The sequence below is a fragment of the Singulisphaera sp. GP187 genome, assembly GCF_900129635.1.
Taxonomy (GTDB): Bacteria; Planctomycetota; Planctomycetia; order Isosphaerales; family Isosphaeraceae; genus Singulisphaera.
Genome location: NZ_FSRB01000001.1, coordinates 578,652 through 595,000 on the forward strand (window position 1 = coordinate 578,652; position 16,349 = coordinate 595,000).

Here is a 16,349-nt window from a genome sequence, read left to right on the forward strand (position 1 = left end):
AGTCCTCCAGTTGTGGTATCCAGCTCGGGCCACAGCCCCCTTCCGTAACCTCCGGATTGCTAACGACTTACGACTTGTGGGTAAGGCATAGGTGGGAATGCCGTCCCCGACGCTCCGCGTCGTCTGGCCCTGTTTCGGGTCGTTGGAGATTTTGTGTGAGGAAGTGGCTTGCTTGCCGGGTGGGCATGGCCCACCCGGCAAGACAAGGGTCAGCCCGTTTGGAGGAAGTCGCGTTCGTCGGGAGGAGCTTGCACGAGCCGTTCCTGGTCGGCGAATTCGCCATCCTTGTTGCGGCGTCCCTTGCGGCTCCGGCGCTTCGGGGGCGGGTTGGGACGACCTTCCGTCGTGGCTTGCAGCGTGTCTCCGAGCGCAAACGGAGCCTTGACCGCTTGCCGGCTCGGGCTGAGATGGGGCGCTGGGATTGGCGGAACGGTGGGCGAGTCGCTCAGCCACTCGGTCTCGGCCGCGAGGACGCTCGCGGTCGCCAGGCTCACCGGGACGGCTCGCGGGGTTCGCGAGGACGTGTGGCTGGTGAGTCCCGCCTCGAATCGTTCGGGGGCGATCAAGGGGCGGACCGTCGCTTCGACCGCACCGTCGCTGAAGGCGCGGACCAGGACGTCGTCGTGCAACGCGTTGGCGATCGCCGCCAGGATCATCCCCTGGTCGAGGATCAGGACTCGGTCGGAGACGCGCCCCGTGATGACGTCGACGGAGTCGGCGAAGCCGTGGGGGCCGTAGACCGGGAACCGCGCGGCCATGGCCCGCAAGTTGGCCATGGTCTCGGCCGGTGCGTACCGAAGCGCCAGGAGCGACGCGTGAGGAGTGACCACGCCCTCGCGCCCATGTGCCGGCGGATTGAGGCTCGACCAGGCGCCGACGCCCGGCACGCCGAAGGCATAGTACCCCCCTTCGGGATCGCACGAGGCGGAAACGCCCCAGAAACCGAGTCGCGGGTCGTTCAAGCCAAAGTCGATCTGAGCCTTTACGTAGAGCGGATGGTTGACGCCCCAACTCTCGGGAGCCCACTCGGCCTCAGGGACGAACAGCGTGACCATCAAGGCCTCGAACATCGTGCCGTCCCAGGTGGGCACGAGCCGCATGCCGCGAACTTCCTGACTCCCTTCCACCACGGAAACGCCGGCATAACTTCGCGTCGGCGCTCCGGGCGAGCCCCCCGCGCGGTGCATGTGGTAATAGTGTGCGCCGGGCAACTGGCCCCGGGCGATCCCGACGTAGCTGGCAATTCGCGGCTCGGTGTTCAACGTTCCATAATGAAACTCCGTGAACACTCGTTCGTCGGGCCAGTACCCTCCCCGAAGCTGGCCGGGGTGCGCGACCGGATCATTGGCGTCGTACGGGTTGTAGAAGAAGGCGAAATTCATCGGGTCGAGGAGCGGCGCGACCACGGGGCGGAGTTCGGGACGGGCGTTGTTGAGGACCATCAGGGCGGCCGCCAACCAGCCGTTATCGACGCTCGAGAGGAAAGGGCGGACCAGACCACCTCCCGGCCAGGTCCGTGATTTTGCTCCGCTTGTTGGGTCGTACCAGTTGTAGTAGAAACCGTTCGAACGCTCGAGGCGAGCGACCGCCTCGAGCGTTCGCGAGAGTCGCCGGGTCGACTCATCACGAGTGATCAGGCCGAGGTTTTCCGCGGCCAGAGTGCTCCAGAGGTAGGCCGCGATGTTCGATGGCGAGGTGAGCCCGGTGGGAATCCAGACGTCCCCCTCGCGCCGGAGTGCGTCGGCCGGCAAATCGACACCGGACGTGATCGTCTCGATCGACCGCCAGGTGTCTCGGGCGTAGGTGGCCAACTGCGCCCGGTCTTCCGGTCCAAGCCCGCTCGGTTGAGCCGTCGACACGGCCGGACTGAGCAAGGTGAGCGCCACGGTGGCTGCGACCTTACGTGGGGTCATTGGATTTACTCCCATGTCACCTTCGAGGCGCGGTCGAACCAGGCTTCTCTCACCGAAGACCCGGTCCGAGCCGATCCGTCGCGAGGAACAGGCCATCGAGGGATCGCATGTATACTTTTGTTACGAAGCTCGCTCGCACTCGGTTCGCCCCTGGCGCCTCTCCCTTGAATCGGAATTGCGGCCTCGGACAACCTGGTCCAAGGATCGCTTGCCACGGAGCTTCTACGGCCTCCCGATCATGTTGGGACGGTTGGAAATCGGGTTTTTGAGTCACCAAGCATCCAGGCACGACGATGGATGCCCGCCTCTCCGTCACGCTCGCACGCGGCACTGACGAAGCACCGGGGGCCCGGGCTCTCCTGGGAAAACCGGCGGTCGTTCCCATGGAATTATCGGCCCGGATCTCGCTCTGAACGATTCTGAATCGAAAATATGAGATCCTGGCCGAGTTTTTGAGGGTCGGCACCGGGCCTATGCAACCCAACGTCTCTTTTCGCCGCGAACGGGAGTTGGCACGACGTGGGTCAGACCGAGAGGCCGTAGAGCTTGCGCTTGCGGTAGAGGGTGCTGACGTCGATGCCGAGGATTTGAGCCGCCTCGTCGAGACTGGCCGTGGTGGCGAGGATCTGGCGGATGTGCTCGATTTCGACTTGCTCCAGGCTCACTGCCGCGCCGACCCGGATCGCAGTCACGGGGCCGCGTTGCGACCGGGTCTGCGCGATCCGTTCCGGCAGGTCGGCCAGGCCCACTTCGGGGCCGGAGGCGAGGATCGCGGCCCGCTCGACGGCGTTGCGGAGCTCGCGGAGGTTGCCCGGCCAGGTATGGCGTGTGAGGGCGGTCCGTGCCTCGGCGTTGAAGCCAGTCAGGGGGCGGTTGGTCTGGCGGGCGAAGAACGCCAGCAGGTGCTCGGCCAGGGCGAGCAGGTCGGTCCGTGAGCGGAGCGGAGGGAGCGTCAGCTCGACCACGTTGAGGCGGTAGAGCAGGTCTTCGCGGAAGGTTCCGGCGGTAACCGCCTCCTCGAGTCCTCGGTTGGTGGCGGAGATCAGTCGGACGTCGGCGGACCGGGTCTTTGACTCACCGACGCGCTCGTAGCGCTTCTCCTGGAGGAACCGGAGCAGTTTCGGTTGCAGGGCAGGGGGCAAGTCCCCCACCTCGTCCAGGAAGAGGGTGCCCCCCTCGGCGGCGGCGACCTTGCCGGCGGTCTCGCGGATCGCGCCCGTGAATGCCCCCTTGGCGTGGCCGAACAGATCGCTCTCGAGCAATTCCGGGTTCAGGCTGGGACAACTGACTGTGACGAACGGTTCTTGGGCGCGCCGGCTCCAGGCATGCAAGGTGCGGGCGAGCACGCCTTTTCCGGTACCGTTTTCCCCTCGGATGAGCACGGCGGCGTCGGACGAGGCGACCACGCGGGCGAGCTCCAGAAGCCGCTTCATCTGCGGGTCGGGGCTGTCGAGCTCGACCTCGGGAATTTCGGAACGTACCCGCTCCGTCAGGCCGGCCACCTGATCGCGGAGGCCGCGGACCTTGGCGATCCGTTCCAGCGCTCCACGGACCTGGGCGGGGGTGAACGGCTTGGGCAGATAGTCGAACGCGCCTCGGCGCATTGCCTCGACCGCGGTGTCGACGCTGGCGTGCGCTGTGATCACGACGATCGCCAGGCGCGGCAACTGGGTCAACAGCGTTTCGATCAGGTCGAGCCCTGACTCATCGCCGAGCCGGACGTCGAGCAAGGCGGCGTCGAACGGGTGCCGTTCCACGTGGCGGAGCGCGGTGGTCGGCGAGTCCGCCTCCTCAACCGCGTGCCCCGTCGCCTCGAGCGCCACCCGGAGGGTGCGTCGAATATTCGGCTCGTCATCGACGATCAGGACGCGCATGGTGGCGGATCCAAGGGAGTGGTGACGAGTCAGGATCCGCTCGTTTCCCCGGCCCCCTCTTTCTTCTCGAGTTGGACCGAGACCGAGTTGATGCAATAACGCAGCCCGGTGGGCGCCGGCCCGTCATTGAAGACGTGCCCGAGGTGCCCGCCGCAACGGCTGCAGGTGACCTCGGTCCGGATCATACCGTGGCTGACGTCGCGATGCTCGTCGATCCTTCCCGGTTCCAGAGCCTGGGAAAAGCTGGGCCAGCCACAGCCCGAGTCGAACTTCATGTCCGATTCAAAGAGCTCTTGGCCACAGCCCGCGCAATGATAGAGGCCCGGGGTCTTAGTGTTCCAGTACGCGCCCGTGAAGGCGCGTTCCGTCCCCTTCTCGCGGAGGACGTGGTACTGCTCGGGGGTCAGTTGTTCGCGCCACTGCTGATCCGTCTTGGGGTGGTTCTCGGCCATCTGCCTGGCTCCTCAAGGTTCCTGGGAATCATGCCGGAGACCCGAGTCCTGGTGGTCGCGGTTGCGGCCACTCGGATCTGCTTGAACGAAGGAACGAGCTTGCAACTCAAAATGCTGGCATGTCATTTATTTGGTAACATTCTTGCGTTGGAATGCCAGCCATTCCTTGCCGGTGCCCGTGTCCAGATCACGGAAAAAGGCGTCGATCTCTGAGGATTTAGGCGATCCCGCCTTCTCGCGTTCGACCCCCTTCTTGACCAAGTTCGTCGTCGTCGGCGTCGTCTCGCCCCAATCTCCACTGGCCAGGCCATAACTCAAGGCGGCGTAATACCAAACCCGCGCGTCTTTCTCGTTCGTCTTCTCGAGCTTCTCGAAAAAATTGTAGGCTTGCTGATATTTGCCCAGCTTAAAGAGTTCGACCCCCTCCGACAAGGCGTTGTTCTCAAGGTTGGCGTCGGCATTCTCAAGGGTAAGCGGAGCGGGCGTGCTTGGCTCGGCGGCCGCCGGAACGGGGGTCGGAGTGTTGCTGGTCGGAGTTGCGGAAGGTGGGTCATTTCCCTTCTCGGGCTCGACCGTTTTCGTTTCCAGCGATCCCAGGTCCTCCTTGAGACCATTGAGCGACGTTTCGAGTCCTTCGATCCGCGCGTTGATGCCCTCGAGTTGTTTCGAGAGCGGGTCGATTGTGGCCACCGCTTTGGCGACGCCATCGATCTGTTGGCGAATCGGCGCGAGGTCGGTGGTTGCCGAGGGTTGAGACGAGGCTTCGTCGAGTTGCTTCTCAAACGCGTCCACTTGCTCGCCGAGTTCGCCGAGCCGGGTCTTCAGGGGCTTGAGCTCCGCCGTGCTCAGACTGGGTGGAGCGACCACGTCCGGTGCGCTCGGCTCGGAGGCCACGGCCGATTCGATCGGTGGCTTACCTTCCTGGAAGAAATGATCGTAGGTCCAGGCCCCTAAGAGGCCGAATGCGAGCGAAACGACGGCCGCCGCAATCAGCACAGTGGTGAGCGAGGGGCCGTTCTCGGTCGCTGGCAGAGGTGTGTGGGGCTCAGTAGGCGTTGGCCGTTGGCTCGGCCGTTCGAGTCGTCCGGCGATGGGGGGAGTCGACGACAGCGTTCCCGATACCGGAGCCGACGTGGGTTCAACCGTCAACGGTTCGCGAGCGGCCGCGACGCTTTCGGGCTCGGGCTGAGGCGCCGGTGGAACCGGCGCGGCGACCGGGTTCTCGACCAGCGGTGTGGTGAGTCGGCTTTCCGGCGCCGTTGGCTCGCTGGCAGGTCGAGCCGGCTCGGTCGGCGGAGCGGGACTGTCCGCGGAATTGTTGTCCCCCTGAAGCTCGAGCAAAGTCATGTTGATGGCGTTGGACTTCGGGGTGGCATTCGGCTCGGGACCAGAGCCCGACTGCGGGGGAACCGCCGGGTTGTCCGGTATCGGGTCATCCTGCGCCGAGGACTCGTCGTGAGCCATGGGACGCACTCCCGCGGCCGGGAGAGGGGGCATCGTTCGTCGGTCTTTGGGAGGTATCGACATGGTTTTTCTCGTGGTCTTGATGATTGATTGATGGTTCACTCAATCGCACGATGAAATCCAGCGCACCCGCCACGGCGTCCGGAGAATGTCTCGAGGACGGAGCCTCCCACGGGTGCGGGCAGGAATGCGGAGCTGAGTGGAACTGTCCGCGTCGTGGGATGAACCTCGAGATCGTCGATGTCGGTGACGGCGGCGGCGACCTTTTTCGCGGAGCAACGCGTTCGTTTGGCTCGAGAACGAGCTCAGCGCTGGGCGGCTCTGCGGAAGTAGTCGACCCATTTTTTGACGCTGGGCTCGGTCACGGTGGCCAGGCTGGCGTCGATCTTGGCCTTGTCGGGCGTGCCGGCCTTCTCGCGCTCGACCGCTTGCTTGAAGAGACGGATCGTTTCGTCCTTCCATTCGTTCGTGGCCAGGCCGTGGCTCAGAGCGGCGTAGTACCAGACTCGGGCGTCCTCGGGCCGGGACACGGTCAGGGCACGGAAGAGGTCGCTCGCCTCCTTGTACCTTGATGCCTTGAATGCCTCAATCCCTTGCGCAATTTCATCGGCTTCCGTAGGCTGGACGGAGTTGGCAGCCTTCTCACGGGCCGCCTTCAACGCCCTGACCTGTTCGCGTACCGTCGTGACCTGGTTGTCGATGGCGGTGACCCGGCCGTCGAGGGCTTCGACCTTTTTGAGGAGGGGGGCGAGCGCCTCGGTCGCTTTGGCGAACCCGTCGATCTTGGTTCGGAGCGCGTCGAGCTCGGCGGCAGGGCTCGACTTGGAGGTCGTGACCATCCGTTCCTGGAGCGTCTTGAGCCGGGCCGAGAGCCGCTCGATTTCCGTCTTGAGCGAGCTGAGCGAGTCGGCTGGCGTCGCGGCTGCGGATGGATCCGACGCGACCGGGTTCCCGGCCAGCGAGTTCGTCGCGGAGGCGGCCACGATCGCCAGCAAAACGCAGACCCCGGCGATCATCGGGATCGACGGGGCCGTGCATGATTTGCTGGCGGTGGGGGGTGTCTCGCGATCATTGAGAGGGCCCACCATGGGATCGAACCTTCCGGGGGTGTGAGGGTGGTGGCGAATCCGGAGAGGTGGCAACGATTGTGTCGGGTTTCACGCTACCGCCGCGGTGAAGGACGCGGTTTTTCGGTCGCGTCCTTGGCGGGCTCGCGGACGCCGAAGCGGGTGACGACGTAGGTCCCACTCTTCGGGTTGCGCTCGATATCGACGACGCCTTGATTGTCCGCTTCTTCCAGCAGATGAGTGAAGCTGCGATAGCCGTAATAGCTCTCATCGAACGAGGGCTTCTTCCGCTTCATCGTGTCCTTGATCATTGATGCGTAGAGGACCTCGTGGTTCTCGCGCCTCAAAGCATTGCAGGCTTCGATCAGCAGCGTGTAAACCTCGCGTTTCCGCTCGGGCATGTCGGCGAAGACGTTCACCGCCAGTTGCTGTTCATCTTGTTCTTGGCGTTCGAGGTCTTCGTAGTAGATGAACTCGTCGCAGTTGTCGCGCAGCAGGTTGGAGGTTGAGCCCTTCATGCCCAGGCCGATGACATGCTTGCCGTTCTCTTTGAGCTTCGAGGCGAGCGGCGAGAAGTCGGAATCGCCCGAGACGATCACGAAGGTGTCGATGTGGGGCTTGCTCCAGGCCAGGTCCATCGCGTCGACGACCAGTCGGATGTCGGCCGAGTTCTTCCCGGTCTGGCTACGTTTGGGGATCTCGATCAGCTCGATCGCGGCTTCGTGAAACGGGGCCGTGTAGTTTTGGTAACGGTTCCAGTCGGCGTAAGCCTTTTTAACGATCAGCTTCCCTTTTTCCACCAACCGTTCGAGAACCTTCTGGATTTCAAATTTGGTCTTGCGCTGGTTCTGAAACCCCATGGCGAGGTTTTCCAGATCCACAAAGACCGCGAGGCTGCGTTCCCGATCGGTTTTAGACATGAATCGCTCAACTACCCGCGGCATGCGAAGGCCCAGCCACGTGGGATAAATCTCTCTCCCGCTCGCCCACGAGGAGTGGGAGGAAGAGCGGAGGGACCTCTCAACTTACGCTGGAAGTCGCTGTGCCGCAACCCGGCACGGTGCGAGGAATTTCGCGGGCCGGCCGGATTGTCTCATCCGCTCAATCAGTCTGTCAGAGAGGCCGATGCCAGGCGACTTAGCCGGCACCCCCGCCAAACCAACCACCACCGGCGTAGAGGTCGCGCACCGTACGACGTGGGCGAGACTCATTGACCGTCAACTTTCGATCGCGATGCTCAGCGCCGTTCAAAGCGGCGATCGCCGCTTTGGCTTCCGCGTCGCTAGGCATCTCCACCATGCCGAAACCACGCGACTGACCGGTCCGCGACTTGACCTGCACCTCGGCCAGCGTCACCGCGCCCAGCGGGTCGAACAAGGCCCGCAAATCGTCTGAAGTCACGGCGTAATCCAAGTTTCCGACATAGATCATCATGACGGGCTTCAACTCCTCATCAAGCAAGACGACAGAAATCACCAATCGAGACCAGTCACGTCCTCGAACGCCCGGAGGGAGGAGCCAAGGCGACCCCAACGTCCTGACGTCAACAAGGCGATTCAGTCTCGAAAACAACCATAAAAGCGCCAGCGGCCCCACCCGAGGGGCAGGTCAGGCGTGTGGTCATCCCTCAAAACTGTACGGAAAGGCGCTCGGGACGGGGCGACGTCGCCACACTCAGACTTCGCAACCCCTCACACGCGACCTCGGCGATCATGGCAGTTTAACGGATATGAGGCTGGCCTGCCAGGGGCATCCGTCTTCCACTCCGGAGCCCACGAGGAAGGATTGCGCGTATGGCGGGACGAACTTCGAGTCATTTTGGCTGACTCGCTCCCTTCGCGTCGAACCGGTTTGGAACCGGTGAGACGGGGTTCCCTGCCGATCGACAAAAAAAAACCCGGCCGTAAGAACGGCCGGGGGTAGGCTTCGAGTTGACGATCCGATCAAGCCTGCGGGGCCGCCTTGACGGGAGCCTGCGGGGCCGGAAGCGGAGCGGGGGCAACCTTCGAGGGGGCCTGGGGAGCCGGAGCAACCTTCGAGGGAGCCTGAGGAGCGGGGGCAACCTTCGAGGGGGCCTGGGGAGCGGGGGCAACCTTGGAGGGAGCCTGAGGAGCGGGGGCCACCTTGGAGGGAGCTTCCGGAGCCGGGGCAACCTTGGTGGGGGCCTGGGGCGCGGGGGCGACCTTGGAGGGAGCCTGGGGAGCCGGAGCCACCTTGGAGGGAGCTTCCGGAGCCGGGGCAACCTTGGTGGGGGCCTGGGGCGCGGGGGCGACCTTGGAGGGAGCCTGGGGCGCGGGGGCGACCTTGGTGGGGGCCTGGGGCGCGGGGGCGACCTTCGTAGGAGCCTGGGCCTCGGGCAGGACCTTGGCCGGGGTCTGCGCGGTTTGCGCCATGGCCGACGAGGTCAGGCCGAAGGCCAGCGTTGCGCCGGCGATACCAAAGATGCGGCGGAAATTCATGAATTGTGTCTCCTCAACGGGGTGCGAAGCCAACCTCAACCGTCTACCGTGATCGAAAAAACCAGACCCGATCCGGTCATGGTTTGCTCTATTATACTTGATAAATAACTGCGGTCTCTGGGTGTTTTGCGGATTTTCAGAAGAATATGCCGGATATTGGTGGTTGTCGTGGAACGTAGGGATTATGACGGCGAATCAGGTGCCTTTTCTTGGGTTTTGTTTCGGTTTTGCCGAAATTGTCAGACGAAGCCCGCGGTTCCCGGACGTGAGCCGAGAATCGTACCGCACTCGACTCGGGAAGGTCCCCGAGGAATTCCGATGAGAGATTCTGCCACCTCCAGCGACGAGAGCGGCCGCGGTTCTCGGCCTTGAGCGGATTGAGCGGGAGCGGGTATAACAAAGCGGATGCCGTGAGTGGCGACAATGGCGTGTCTGGTCGCTCGGCGCAACTCAATTCACAAGTGGACGTTAGTGGTTGTCGACGTCCAGGGAGACGGACTCGTGCCCCTCACCCCGACTCAGGCCCGGTCGGGCCGCGACCGGCTGACGCCGATACTCGCTCTCGGTTTACTCTCCGCCGTTTGGCCCGGTTCGGTCCCCGCTCAGGAGGCCCCCAAGGAGAAATCCGCCGCGGTCTCGTCGACCCGGGCCGAGCCGGTCCCCGAGGGCCTGAACTATGCCAACGGCCTCTTCCGCGATCGCCGCTACGAGTTGGCCGCCGAGGAATACGAGCGGTTCCTGAACGAGTCGCCCAAGGGTGCTCACGCCGACGAGGCACGATTCGGCCTGGCCAACGCTCGGCTCTTTCAGGGGCAGTACGACAAGGCCCGTCGTCAGTTCGAGGCCTTTCTCGAGGCGGCTCCTCAGCATGCCAATCGGCTGACGGCCCTGTATCGCGTCGGCGAGACCTCTTACATGTTGGGCGACTTGCCCGTCGCGCGGCGGGCTCTGGAGTCGTTTACCGCCAACGCCAAGGGGCACCGGAACCTCGAGACGGCCTGGCCCTATCTGGGAGAGGTCTGCCTGCGGATGCAGGACCTGCCCCGAGCCACCCAGGCGTATGAGCAGGCGCTCCAACTCCACCCGAAAGGCCGTTTGGCTGATCGGTCGCGGTTTGGCCTGGGGCGGACCTTGGCCCTGCAGGGGAAGTCGGCCGAGGCGGTCAAGATTCTCACCGAACTGGCCGAGCAGGGCGGAGGCGACTGGACGGACCGAGCCTGGCTTCAGATCGGTCAATCCCAGGTTGAGGCCAAGCAGTTCGCCCCCGCGGTCGAGGCGTTCGAGACCTTGGAACGGGTCACCCCCAAGAGCCCGCTCGTGGGGGAAGCCCGACTCGGCCGCGCGGAGGCTTTGATTCTGCTCGATCGTCGTGGCGAAGGTGAGACCCTCCTCAGTGGCCTGATGGCCGACTCGTCTCAGAACCTGGCCGCGCAGGCCGCTTTCGCGCTCGGCAGCTCGCAACTAGAAGGGGGCCGGGCGGCCGAGGGGCTTGCCACGTTCGATCAGGCCTCGGAGAAGTTCGCCAAGACAGCGCTGGCGCCTGCCCTGATTTTCCGGTCTGGTGAAGCGGCGCAGAAGCTCGGTCAGTTGGACGAGGCCCGGACCCGGTTCCAGAAGGCGGCGGACTCGGATCCGAAACACCCCTGGGCCGACGACGCCTTGATTCGGGCCTCGCGGCTGGCCCTGGAGTCAGGCGATAAGGCCGCCGCGAAGGCGCTCGCCGGCTCGTTCGCAACCAAGTTTCCTGAGAGTCCGCTCCGCGCCGACGCGAAGTTGATCGAAGGGCAGGTGGCGTACAACGAGGGGGGAGCCAAGCAGGCGATTCAGATCCTGAGCCAGTTGCTGGCGGAAGCGAAGCCGGCGCCCGAGACCGCGCAGGCCGCGCTCTACTACCTCGGGCTGGCCTATCGGGCCGATGGGCAGAAAGCCAAAGCGGACGAGGTGCTCGACTCGCTGGCCAAGACCCCCGCTGCGCCGGCCGCGGCCAACGCTCAGTATCTTGTCGGCCAGGGCCATTTCGAGGCGAAGCGGTTTGCCGAGGCGATCCCCGCCCTCGAGAAATACCTCGCCGGCAACTCCAATGGCGAAGTGGCCGCCGATGCCATGACCTACATCGTCTGGTCACGCCTCGAGCTCGGCCAGGTCGATGAGGCGTCCAAGGCGCTCGGTCGCTTGGCCCAACGGTTCCCGAAGTCCGAGACCTTGCCCTCGACCCGGCTCCGTCTCGGCTGGGCCTTGCTCGAGGCAGAACGCCCGGTCGAGGCCGCCGCGGAATTTGCCACCCTACTCGACTCGGCTCCCGACGATAAGCTGGCCCCCGAAGCCGCGCTCGGGCGGGCCCAGGCGCTGCAAACGGCCAAACAACCGGAGGACGCCCTGAAAGCGTTCGCCCTCATCGCCGAGAAATACCCGAAGACCGACCAGGCGGTGCAGGCCGACCTGGCTCGGGCCCGGTTGCTGGTCGAGCTCAAGCAGCCCGCCGAAGGGGCCGAGATTTTCCAGCGCTACCTCACCGATTATCCTGACAAGGCCGCGAAAGCACCCAAGGGGGCCGAACCCGACGCCGTGCTGGCCGAGTGGGGCTGGGCCTTGCTCGACGCCGAGAAGACGGCGGAGGCCGATCGCGTCTTTGGTCGCCTCCTGAGCGAGTATCCGGAGAGTGTCCGGGCCGCGGATGCGCGACTCATCCTCGCTCAATCTGCCTATGATGCCAAAACTTATGACGAAGTGGTGAGCCTGCTCACTCCACTCGTGGCCGAGGGGGCCAACACTGCGCCTCGGCTCTTGCCCTCGGCCCTGTTCTTGATGGGCCGGGCCCGCGACAAACGCGCGGAGCTGGACGAGGCGGCCAAGGCGATCGACCGCCTGCTCAAGGAATTTCCCGAGGATCGCTATCGCCGCGAGGCGCGGTTCTTGAGGGCGGATATCGCCCTGAAGGGGGGGGATGCCGGGGCCGCTGCCCTTGGGTTCGAGGCGCTCGCCACCGAACCCCCGGCCGAAACCGACCCCGAACGGTTCGGTGTGGCGATTCGCCGTGGTCGGATCCAGAGCCTGGTCGCGCTCAAGCAATGGGACAAGGTGATCGAGGCCGCCGCCGACTTCAAGTCGTTTGGAGCCAAGGATCCGCTGATCGCCGAGGTTGAGTACGACCGCGGTCGGGCCTTGCAGCAACTGTCCCGGTTCGACGAGGCGCTGGCGGCTTATCAGGCGGTGATCGACGCCCGCAAAGGGGGAGATCTCGCCGCCCGTGCCCAGTTGATGCGCGGCGAGTCGTATTTCTGGCAGAAGCAATATAAGGAGGCGCTCCGCGAATATTTCCGCGTGGCCACCCTCTACGATGCCCCTGCCTGGCAGGCCGCCGCGCTGCTCGAGGCGGGAAAAGTTTACGAACGACTCGACCAGTGGGCGGTGGCCGCCGAAACTTATGAAGAGCTGCGCGCGAAGTTTCCCAAGGATCCGACCGCCTCGGAGGCCAAGACCCGGCTCGAGGCGGCCCGTAGGCACGCTCAAGCTTCCTCGGAGACGGAAACACGCTGACGACGTTCTGACCGAGGTCGACGGCCGATGATGACGATGACGCGTCATGGGCTGACGCCACGGTGGGAAGTCGCCTGAGCTTCCAGAAGAAGAGTGCGGGTCCCTTCCACGACTCGAGAAGGATTTCGTCCATGCAACGACCGTCGACCCGGGGCCGTAAACCGGCCCGAGCCGGACTTGCCCTCGCCCTGCTCGCCCTTCTGTTCTCCGGAGGGGCCGACGGAGGTCTCAGCCTGGGCGCTGATCTGGAATTCCTGGCCCAACCGGCCAGGCAAGCCTGGACCCGGGGGATGGCCTGGTATCACAAGACCCCGCCCGCCGATCGGGTGGCCTGGGGAGGCTTGACGGCCTGTGCGGGGCTCGGTTCGCTCGTGCTGCTTGGCCGCTTGGTCCGACTTCGCGCCAAACGGATCATCCCGCGCGACTTCCATGCACGCTTCCTTGTCCGGCTCCAGGACGGTAAGCTGGATCGAGGCAAGGCGCTCGACTTCTGCGAGCTCAATCCGAGCCCGGCGGCGCGAGTCGCCCTCGGCGTAGTTCGCCGCTGGGATCGGCCCGTGACTGACCAGGAACGGGCGCTCGCGATGACGGTCCGGGTCGAGGCCGAGCGGCTCCGGCGAAACGTTGGGACGCTCCGCCGAATCGCGGCGTTGGCCCCCTTGCTCGGCTTGCTCGGGACCCTGATGTCGACCACCCGGGCGCTGACGTCGACGCGAACCGACTGGGCACCCGCCCTCGGCTCGGCACTCGGCCCGTTCACCGCGGGAGTCGCCCTGGCGATCCTCGCGCTGGTGGCCTACGACGGTTTGGCCGGACGGATCGACGCGCTCGTGGGAAACCTCGAACGAGTGGGCACCGAGACCGTCGACGCGATCGCGATGAATACGCCGCTCGAGCCTCGGGCCGGTCGGACGCCTCACTCGCTCCGGGTCGAGATTCCCGAGACCCAGCTTCGTCCCGTCGACCGCGAGAATGACTACGCCTGAATCCATCCGGTGCGTTGGCCGGCAGAGTCGGTACGATGGAATCCTCACCGTTCAATGAACCGACCTAGGCTCTGGATCCCTGTCGAGGCATGACGCGATGACCGGCCTGAACCTGGAAAGCTTCCTCCACTTACTCAGGGCCGACGTCGGCGTCTGGACGACCTTGGGCGTGATTGCCCTGCTGCTCGCGTTGATGACCTGGACAAGCTGGGGGTCACGCCGCGTCTTGCGCAAGTGCCTGGTGCTCTCGGTCGCTTCGCACATGGTGCTCGGCTTTTATGGGAGCACCTTGCCGCAAGTCCTGCTGGTGCTCCACCCCAAGGACAAGGGGGAGTCCACTCGTGAGCGGATCCAGCAGATCCGGATCACGCCTTGGTCCGAAGGGCCGTCTCGGCCGGGGAAGCTAGCGGCCGGCGGACGCGGTAAGCCCCTTCAGGATCCGTGGGACCGACCGCGCGACGTGCTCGCTTTGAACGAAACCAAGGTTGCCGCGCCTCGACCGGAATCCGCGCCTTCGGAGCCGGCTCGTCCCAATTTGCTGCCGGACCTCCCTCCGCCAACCGTACCCGACGTCAAGCCGGCCGTCGCGGCGGTTGCCGAGCCGCCGCCCGCCGCGGAATCGGTCGTGATCGAGCCGCCGCAGCCTCAGGCCGCGCCGAGTGATCCCAGCGAGATCGCGGCCCCCGTGCTCACCACCTCGAGTGCTCCTGAGATGGATGCGTCGTCCCCCCTCGATCGGATCCCCGCGCGGCCTCGCCCGGGCCAGGCCGAGCAGGCCGAGCGGCGGCCCGGTGCGTTGGCGACTCGATCGGGCGAACTGACACTTGCCACGCCCCGCTCCGCTCCTACCCTCGTGTTGCCGGCGGTCCCTTCGCTCGATGCCCAGACGCTCGCGCGACCCGAAACCGCCGAGGCGAAGAGAGAAACCATCGCGGCTCCTCGAAGAGAATCAGCGGGATCGTTCCGCTCGGGCACCGCAGCGGGTGAGGTGGCGGGCGACCCGACGTCCTCGGGCGTGGATCTGCAGGTCGTTCGCCGTGCTCAGGTTGCGCCTCCGCTGGCTGAACTGGCCGGGACCGACGTTCGCCGCCTCTTACGCACCCAGCGCCCCGCTTCCGTGCCGGCTCCCGCCGTCCGTTCGTTGGCCGAGTCCTTAGGGCCGCTCACCTTGTCGCGGGCGACGCCGAACGGCCTTCCTCGGCTCCCCGAGATCCAGGGGGCCATGGGGGGGCGTCCCTTGCAGGATGTTCCCGAAGTCTATCGCTCGCGGCTCGATCCCAACCGCTCGTCCCTGGCGCAGCGGGCCGGAGCCACCGCGGCGAGCGAGCAGGCCGTGGAACGAGCGCTGGCCTGGTTGTCTCGCCACCAAGACGCCGACGGTCGTTGGGATTCCGGCACCGCGCGGCACGCCGATGGCACGCCGGTCAAGGGAGATGACGACTTCACGATCCACTGTCCTCCCGGGGAACCCTGTGCCGGTGAGTGCCTTTACTGGGAGGCCGATACCGCCGTCACCGGACTGGCGCTGCTGGCTTTCCTAGGCTCGGGCTATACCCACACGGATGGAAAATACGCCGATGCCGTCGGCCGGGGCCTTGAGTTCCTTCGTCTGACCCAGAAACCTGACGGCGACCTCCGCGGCGACAGCCGATCGGTTGGCATGTATTGCCACGCCATGGCCACGCTGGCCCTTTGCGAGGCCTACGCCCTGACGGGTGACGTGCAACTCCGCGGCGCGGTCGAACGTGCGGTCGGCTTTTTGAGCCGTTCCCGCGCTCGCGACGGACTCTCCTGGCGTTACTTGCCCGGGGCCGATCGGGGGGACACGAGCATCTTGGGCTGGGTGGTTATGGCCCTGAAGTCGGCCAAGGTCTCGGGGATTCCGATCTCCGCCTCAATCCAGAGCGGCACGCTTGGCTGGCTCGGCAAGGTGGCCAGCGGACCCGAACGAGGACTGGCCAGCTATCAGCCCGGCCAACCCGCCACCCCCACCATGACCGCCGAAGCCTGGGTCTGCCGCCAGTTCCTTGGGGTCGGCGGTCCAGGGCCGATGAGCAACGAAGCCGCCAGCTACCTGCTCGAAAACGGGCCGGGCAAAAAAGGACGCGACTCGTATAACCTTTACTACTGGTACTACGGCACCCTGGCCATGTATCAGCAAGGAGGGAATGCCTGGACTCGCTGGAACGATCGCGTCCGCGACCAGATCGTCCGTCGCCAGCAACTCGAAGGCCACCGCGCGGGGAGTTGGGACCCCGACGACAGCGACTACGGAGCCCGGGGAGGCCGGATCTATTGCACGGCCATGGCGACACTCACCCTGGAAGTCTATTACCGCTTCCTCAGACTCTACGAGGAGCCGTCCTCCACTCACACACCAGCGACCCCTCCTCCAGGACGCTTCACCCGCTCCCCCTCGCGCGATCGATCCTAGTGTGGCTCTCCCACGATCTCGCTTCCACCATCGTGGTCAGCCGGTGTGCTTTGTCGGGTGGGCACGGCCCACCAGGATTCGCCCCAAGAAAGTAAGGCACCTCATCAATGCAAAGCCACTCGTCAGGTAGCCTGATGGGCCGTGCCCACCCGACAAAATCTGC

The 16,349-nt window shown here is 65.1% G+C and carries 11 protein-coding genes; 3 read left to right on the forward strand and 8 right to left on the reverse strand.

Going from position 1 to position 16,349, the window contains the following annotated elements:
- Positions 1-209: 209 nt before the first annotated feature.
- The 8 genes from BUS42_RS02380 to BUS42_RS02415 all read right to left on the reverse strand — a co-directional run bounded on the left by BUS42_RS02380 (position 210) and on the right by BUS42_RS02415 (position 9,229).
- Entirely contained in the window at positions 210-1,913 is a 1,704-nt protein-coding gene (locus BUS42_RS02380; protein WP_074304945.1) for a glucoamylase family protein, read from the reverse strand.
- Positions 1,914-2,437: 524 nt separating this feature from the next.
- Complete coding sequence (locus BUS42_RS02385) at positions 2,438-3,787, reverse strand: sigma-54-dependent transcriptional regulator (RefSeq protein WP_074304947.1); 1,350 nt, start codon at positions 3,785-3,787, stop codon at positions 2,438-2,440.
- Positions 3,788-3,816: 29 nt separating this feature from the next.
- On the reverse strand, positions 3,817-4,239 hold the full coding sequence (msrB, locus tag BUS42_RS02390) for a peptide-methionine (R)-S-oxide reductase MsrB (RefSeq protein WP_074304948.1): 423 nt from the start codon (positions 4,237-4,239) through the stop codon (positions 3,817-3,819).
- A gap of 126 nt (positions 4,240-4,365) precedes the next feature.
- Entirely contained in the window at positions 4,366-5,703 is a 1,338-nt protein-coding gene (locus BUS42_RS02395; RefSeq protein WP_074304950.1) for a hypothetical protein, read from the reverse strand.
- Between the two features lie 305 nt (positions 5,704-6,008).
- Entirely contained in the window at positions 6,009-6,791 is a 783-nt protein-coding gene (locus tag BUS42_RS02400; protein WP_074304952.1) for a hypothetical protein, read from the reverse strand.
- A 74-nt stretch (positions 6,792-6,865) separates the two neighbouring features.
- On the reverse strand, positions 6,866-7,690 hold the full coding sequence (locus tag BUS42_RS02405; RefSeq protein ID WP_074304954.1) for an NYN domain-containing protein: 825 nt from the start codon (positions 7,688-7,690) through the stop codon (positions 6,866-6,868).
- Positions 7,691-7,907: 217 nt separating this feature from the next.
- Positions 7,908-8,204: an RNA recognition motif domain-containing protein gene (locus BUS42_RS02410; protein ID WP_074310590.1), complete on the reverse strand. Its 297-nt coding sequence runs from the start codon at positions 8,202-8,204 to the stop codon at positions 7,908-7,910.
- A gap of 509 nt (positions 8,205-8,713) precedes the next feature.
- Positions 8,714-9,229 carry a hypothetical protein gene (locus BUS42_RS02415; RefSeq protein WP_074304956.1) on the reverse strand — a complete coding sequence of 172 codons (516 nt, stop codon included), beginning with the start codon at positions 9,227-9,229 and terminating at the stop codon, positions 8,714-8,716.
- Positions 9,230-9,730: 501 nt separating this feature from the next.
- Here BUS42_RS02415 and BUS42_RS02420 point away from each other — a divergent pair.
- The 3 genes from BUS42_RS02420 (at position 9,731) to BUS42_RS02430 (ending at position 16,186) form a co-directional block, all read left to right on the forward strand.
- On the forward strand, positions 9,731-12,766 hold the full coding sequence (locus tag BUS42_RS02420; protein WP_254053253.1) for a tetratricopeptide repeat protein: 3,036 nt from the start codon (positions 9,731-9,733) through the stop codon (positions 12,764-12,766).
- A gap of 131 nt (positions 12,767-12,897) precedes the next feature.
- Positions 12,898-13,752 (forward strand): MotA/TolQ/ExbB proton channel family protein, encoded by an 855-nt coding sequence (locus BUS42_RS02425; RefSeq protein ID WP_074304960.1) that lies wholly within the window; start codon positions 12,898-12,900, stop codon positions 13,750-13,752.
- Positions 13,753-13,849: 97 nt separating this feature from the next.
- Complete coding sequence (locus BUS42_RS02430; RefSeq protein ID WP_074304962.1) at positions 13,850-16,186, forward strand: prenyltransferase/squalene oxidase repeat-containing protein; 2,337 nt, start codon at positions 13,850-13,852, stop codon at positions 16,184-16,186.
- Positions 16,187-16,349 lie beyond the last annotated feature (163 nt).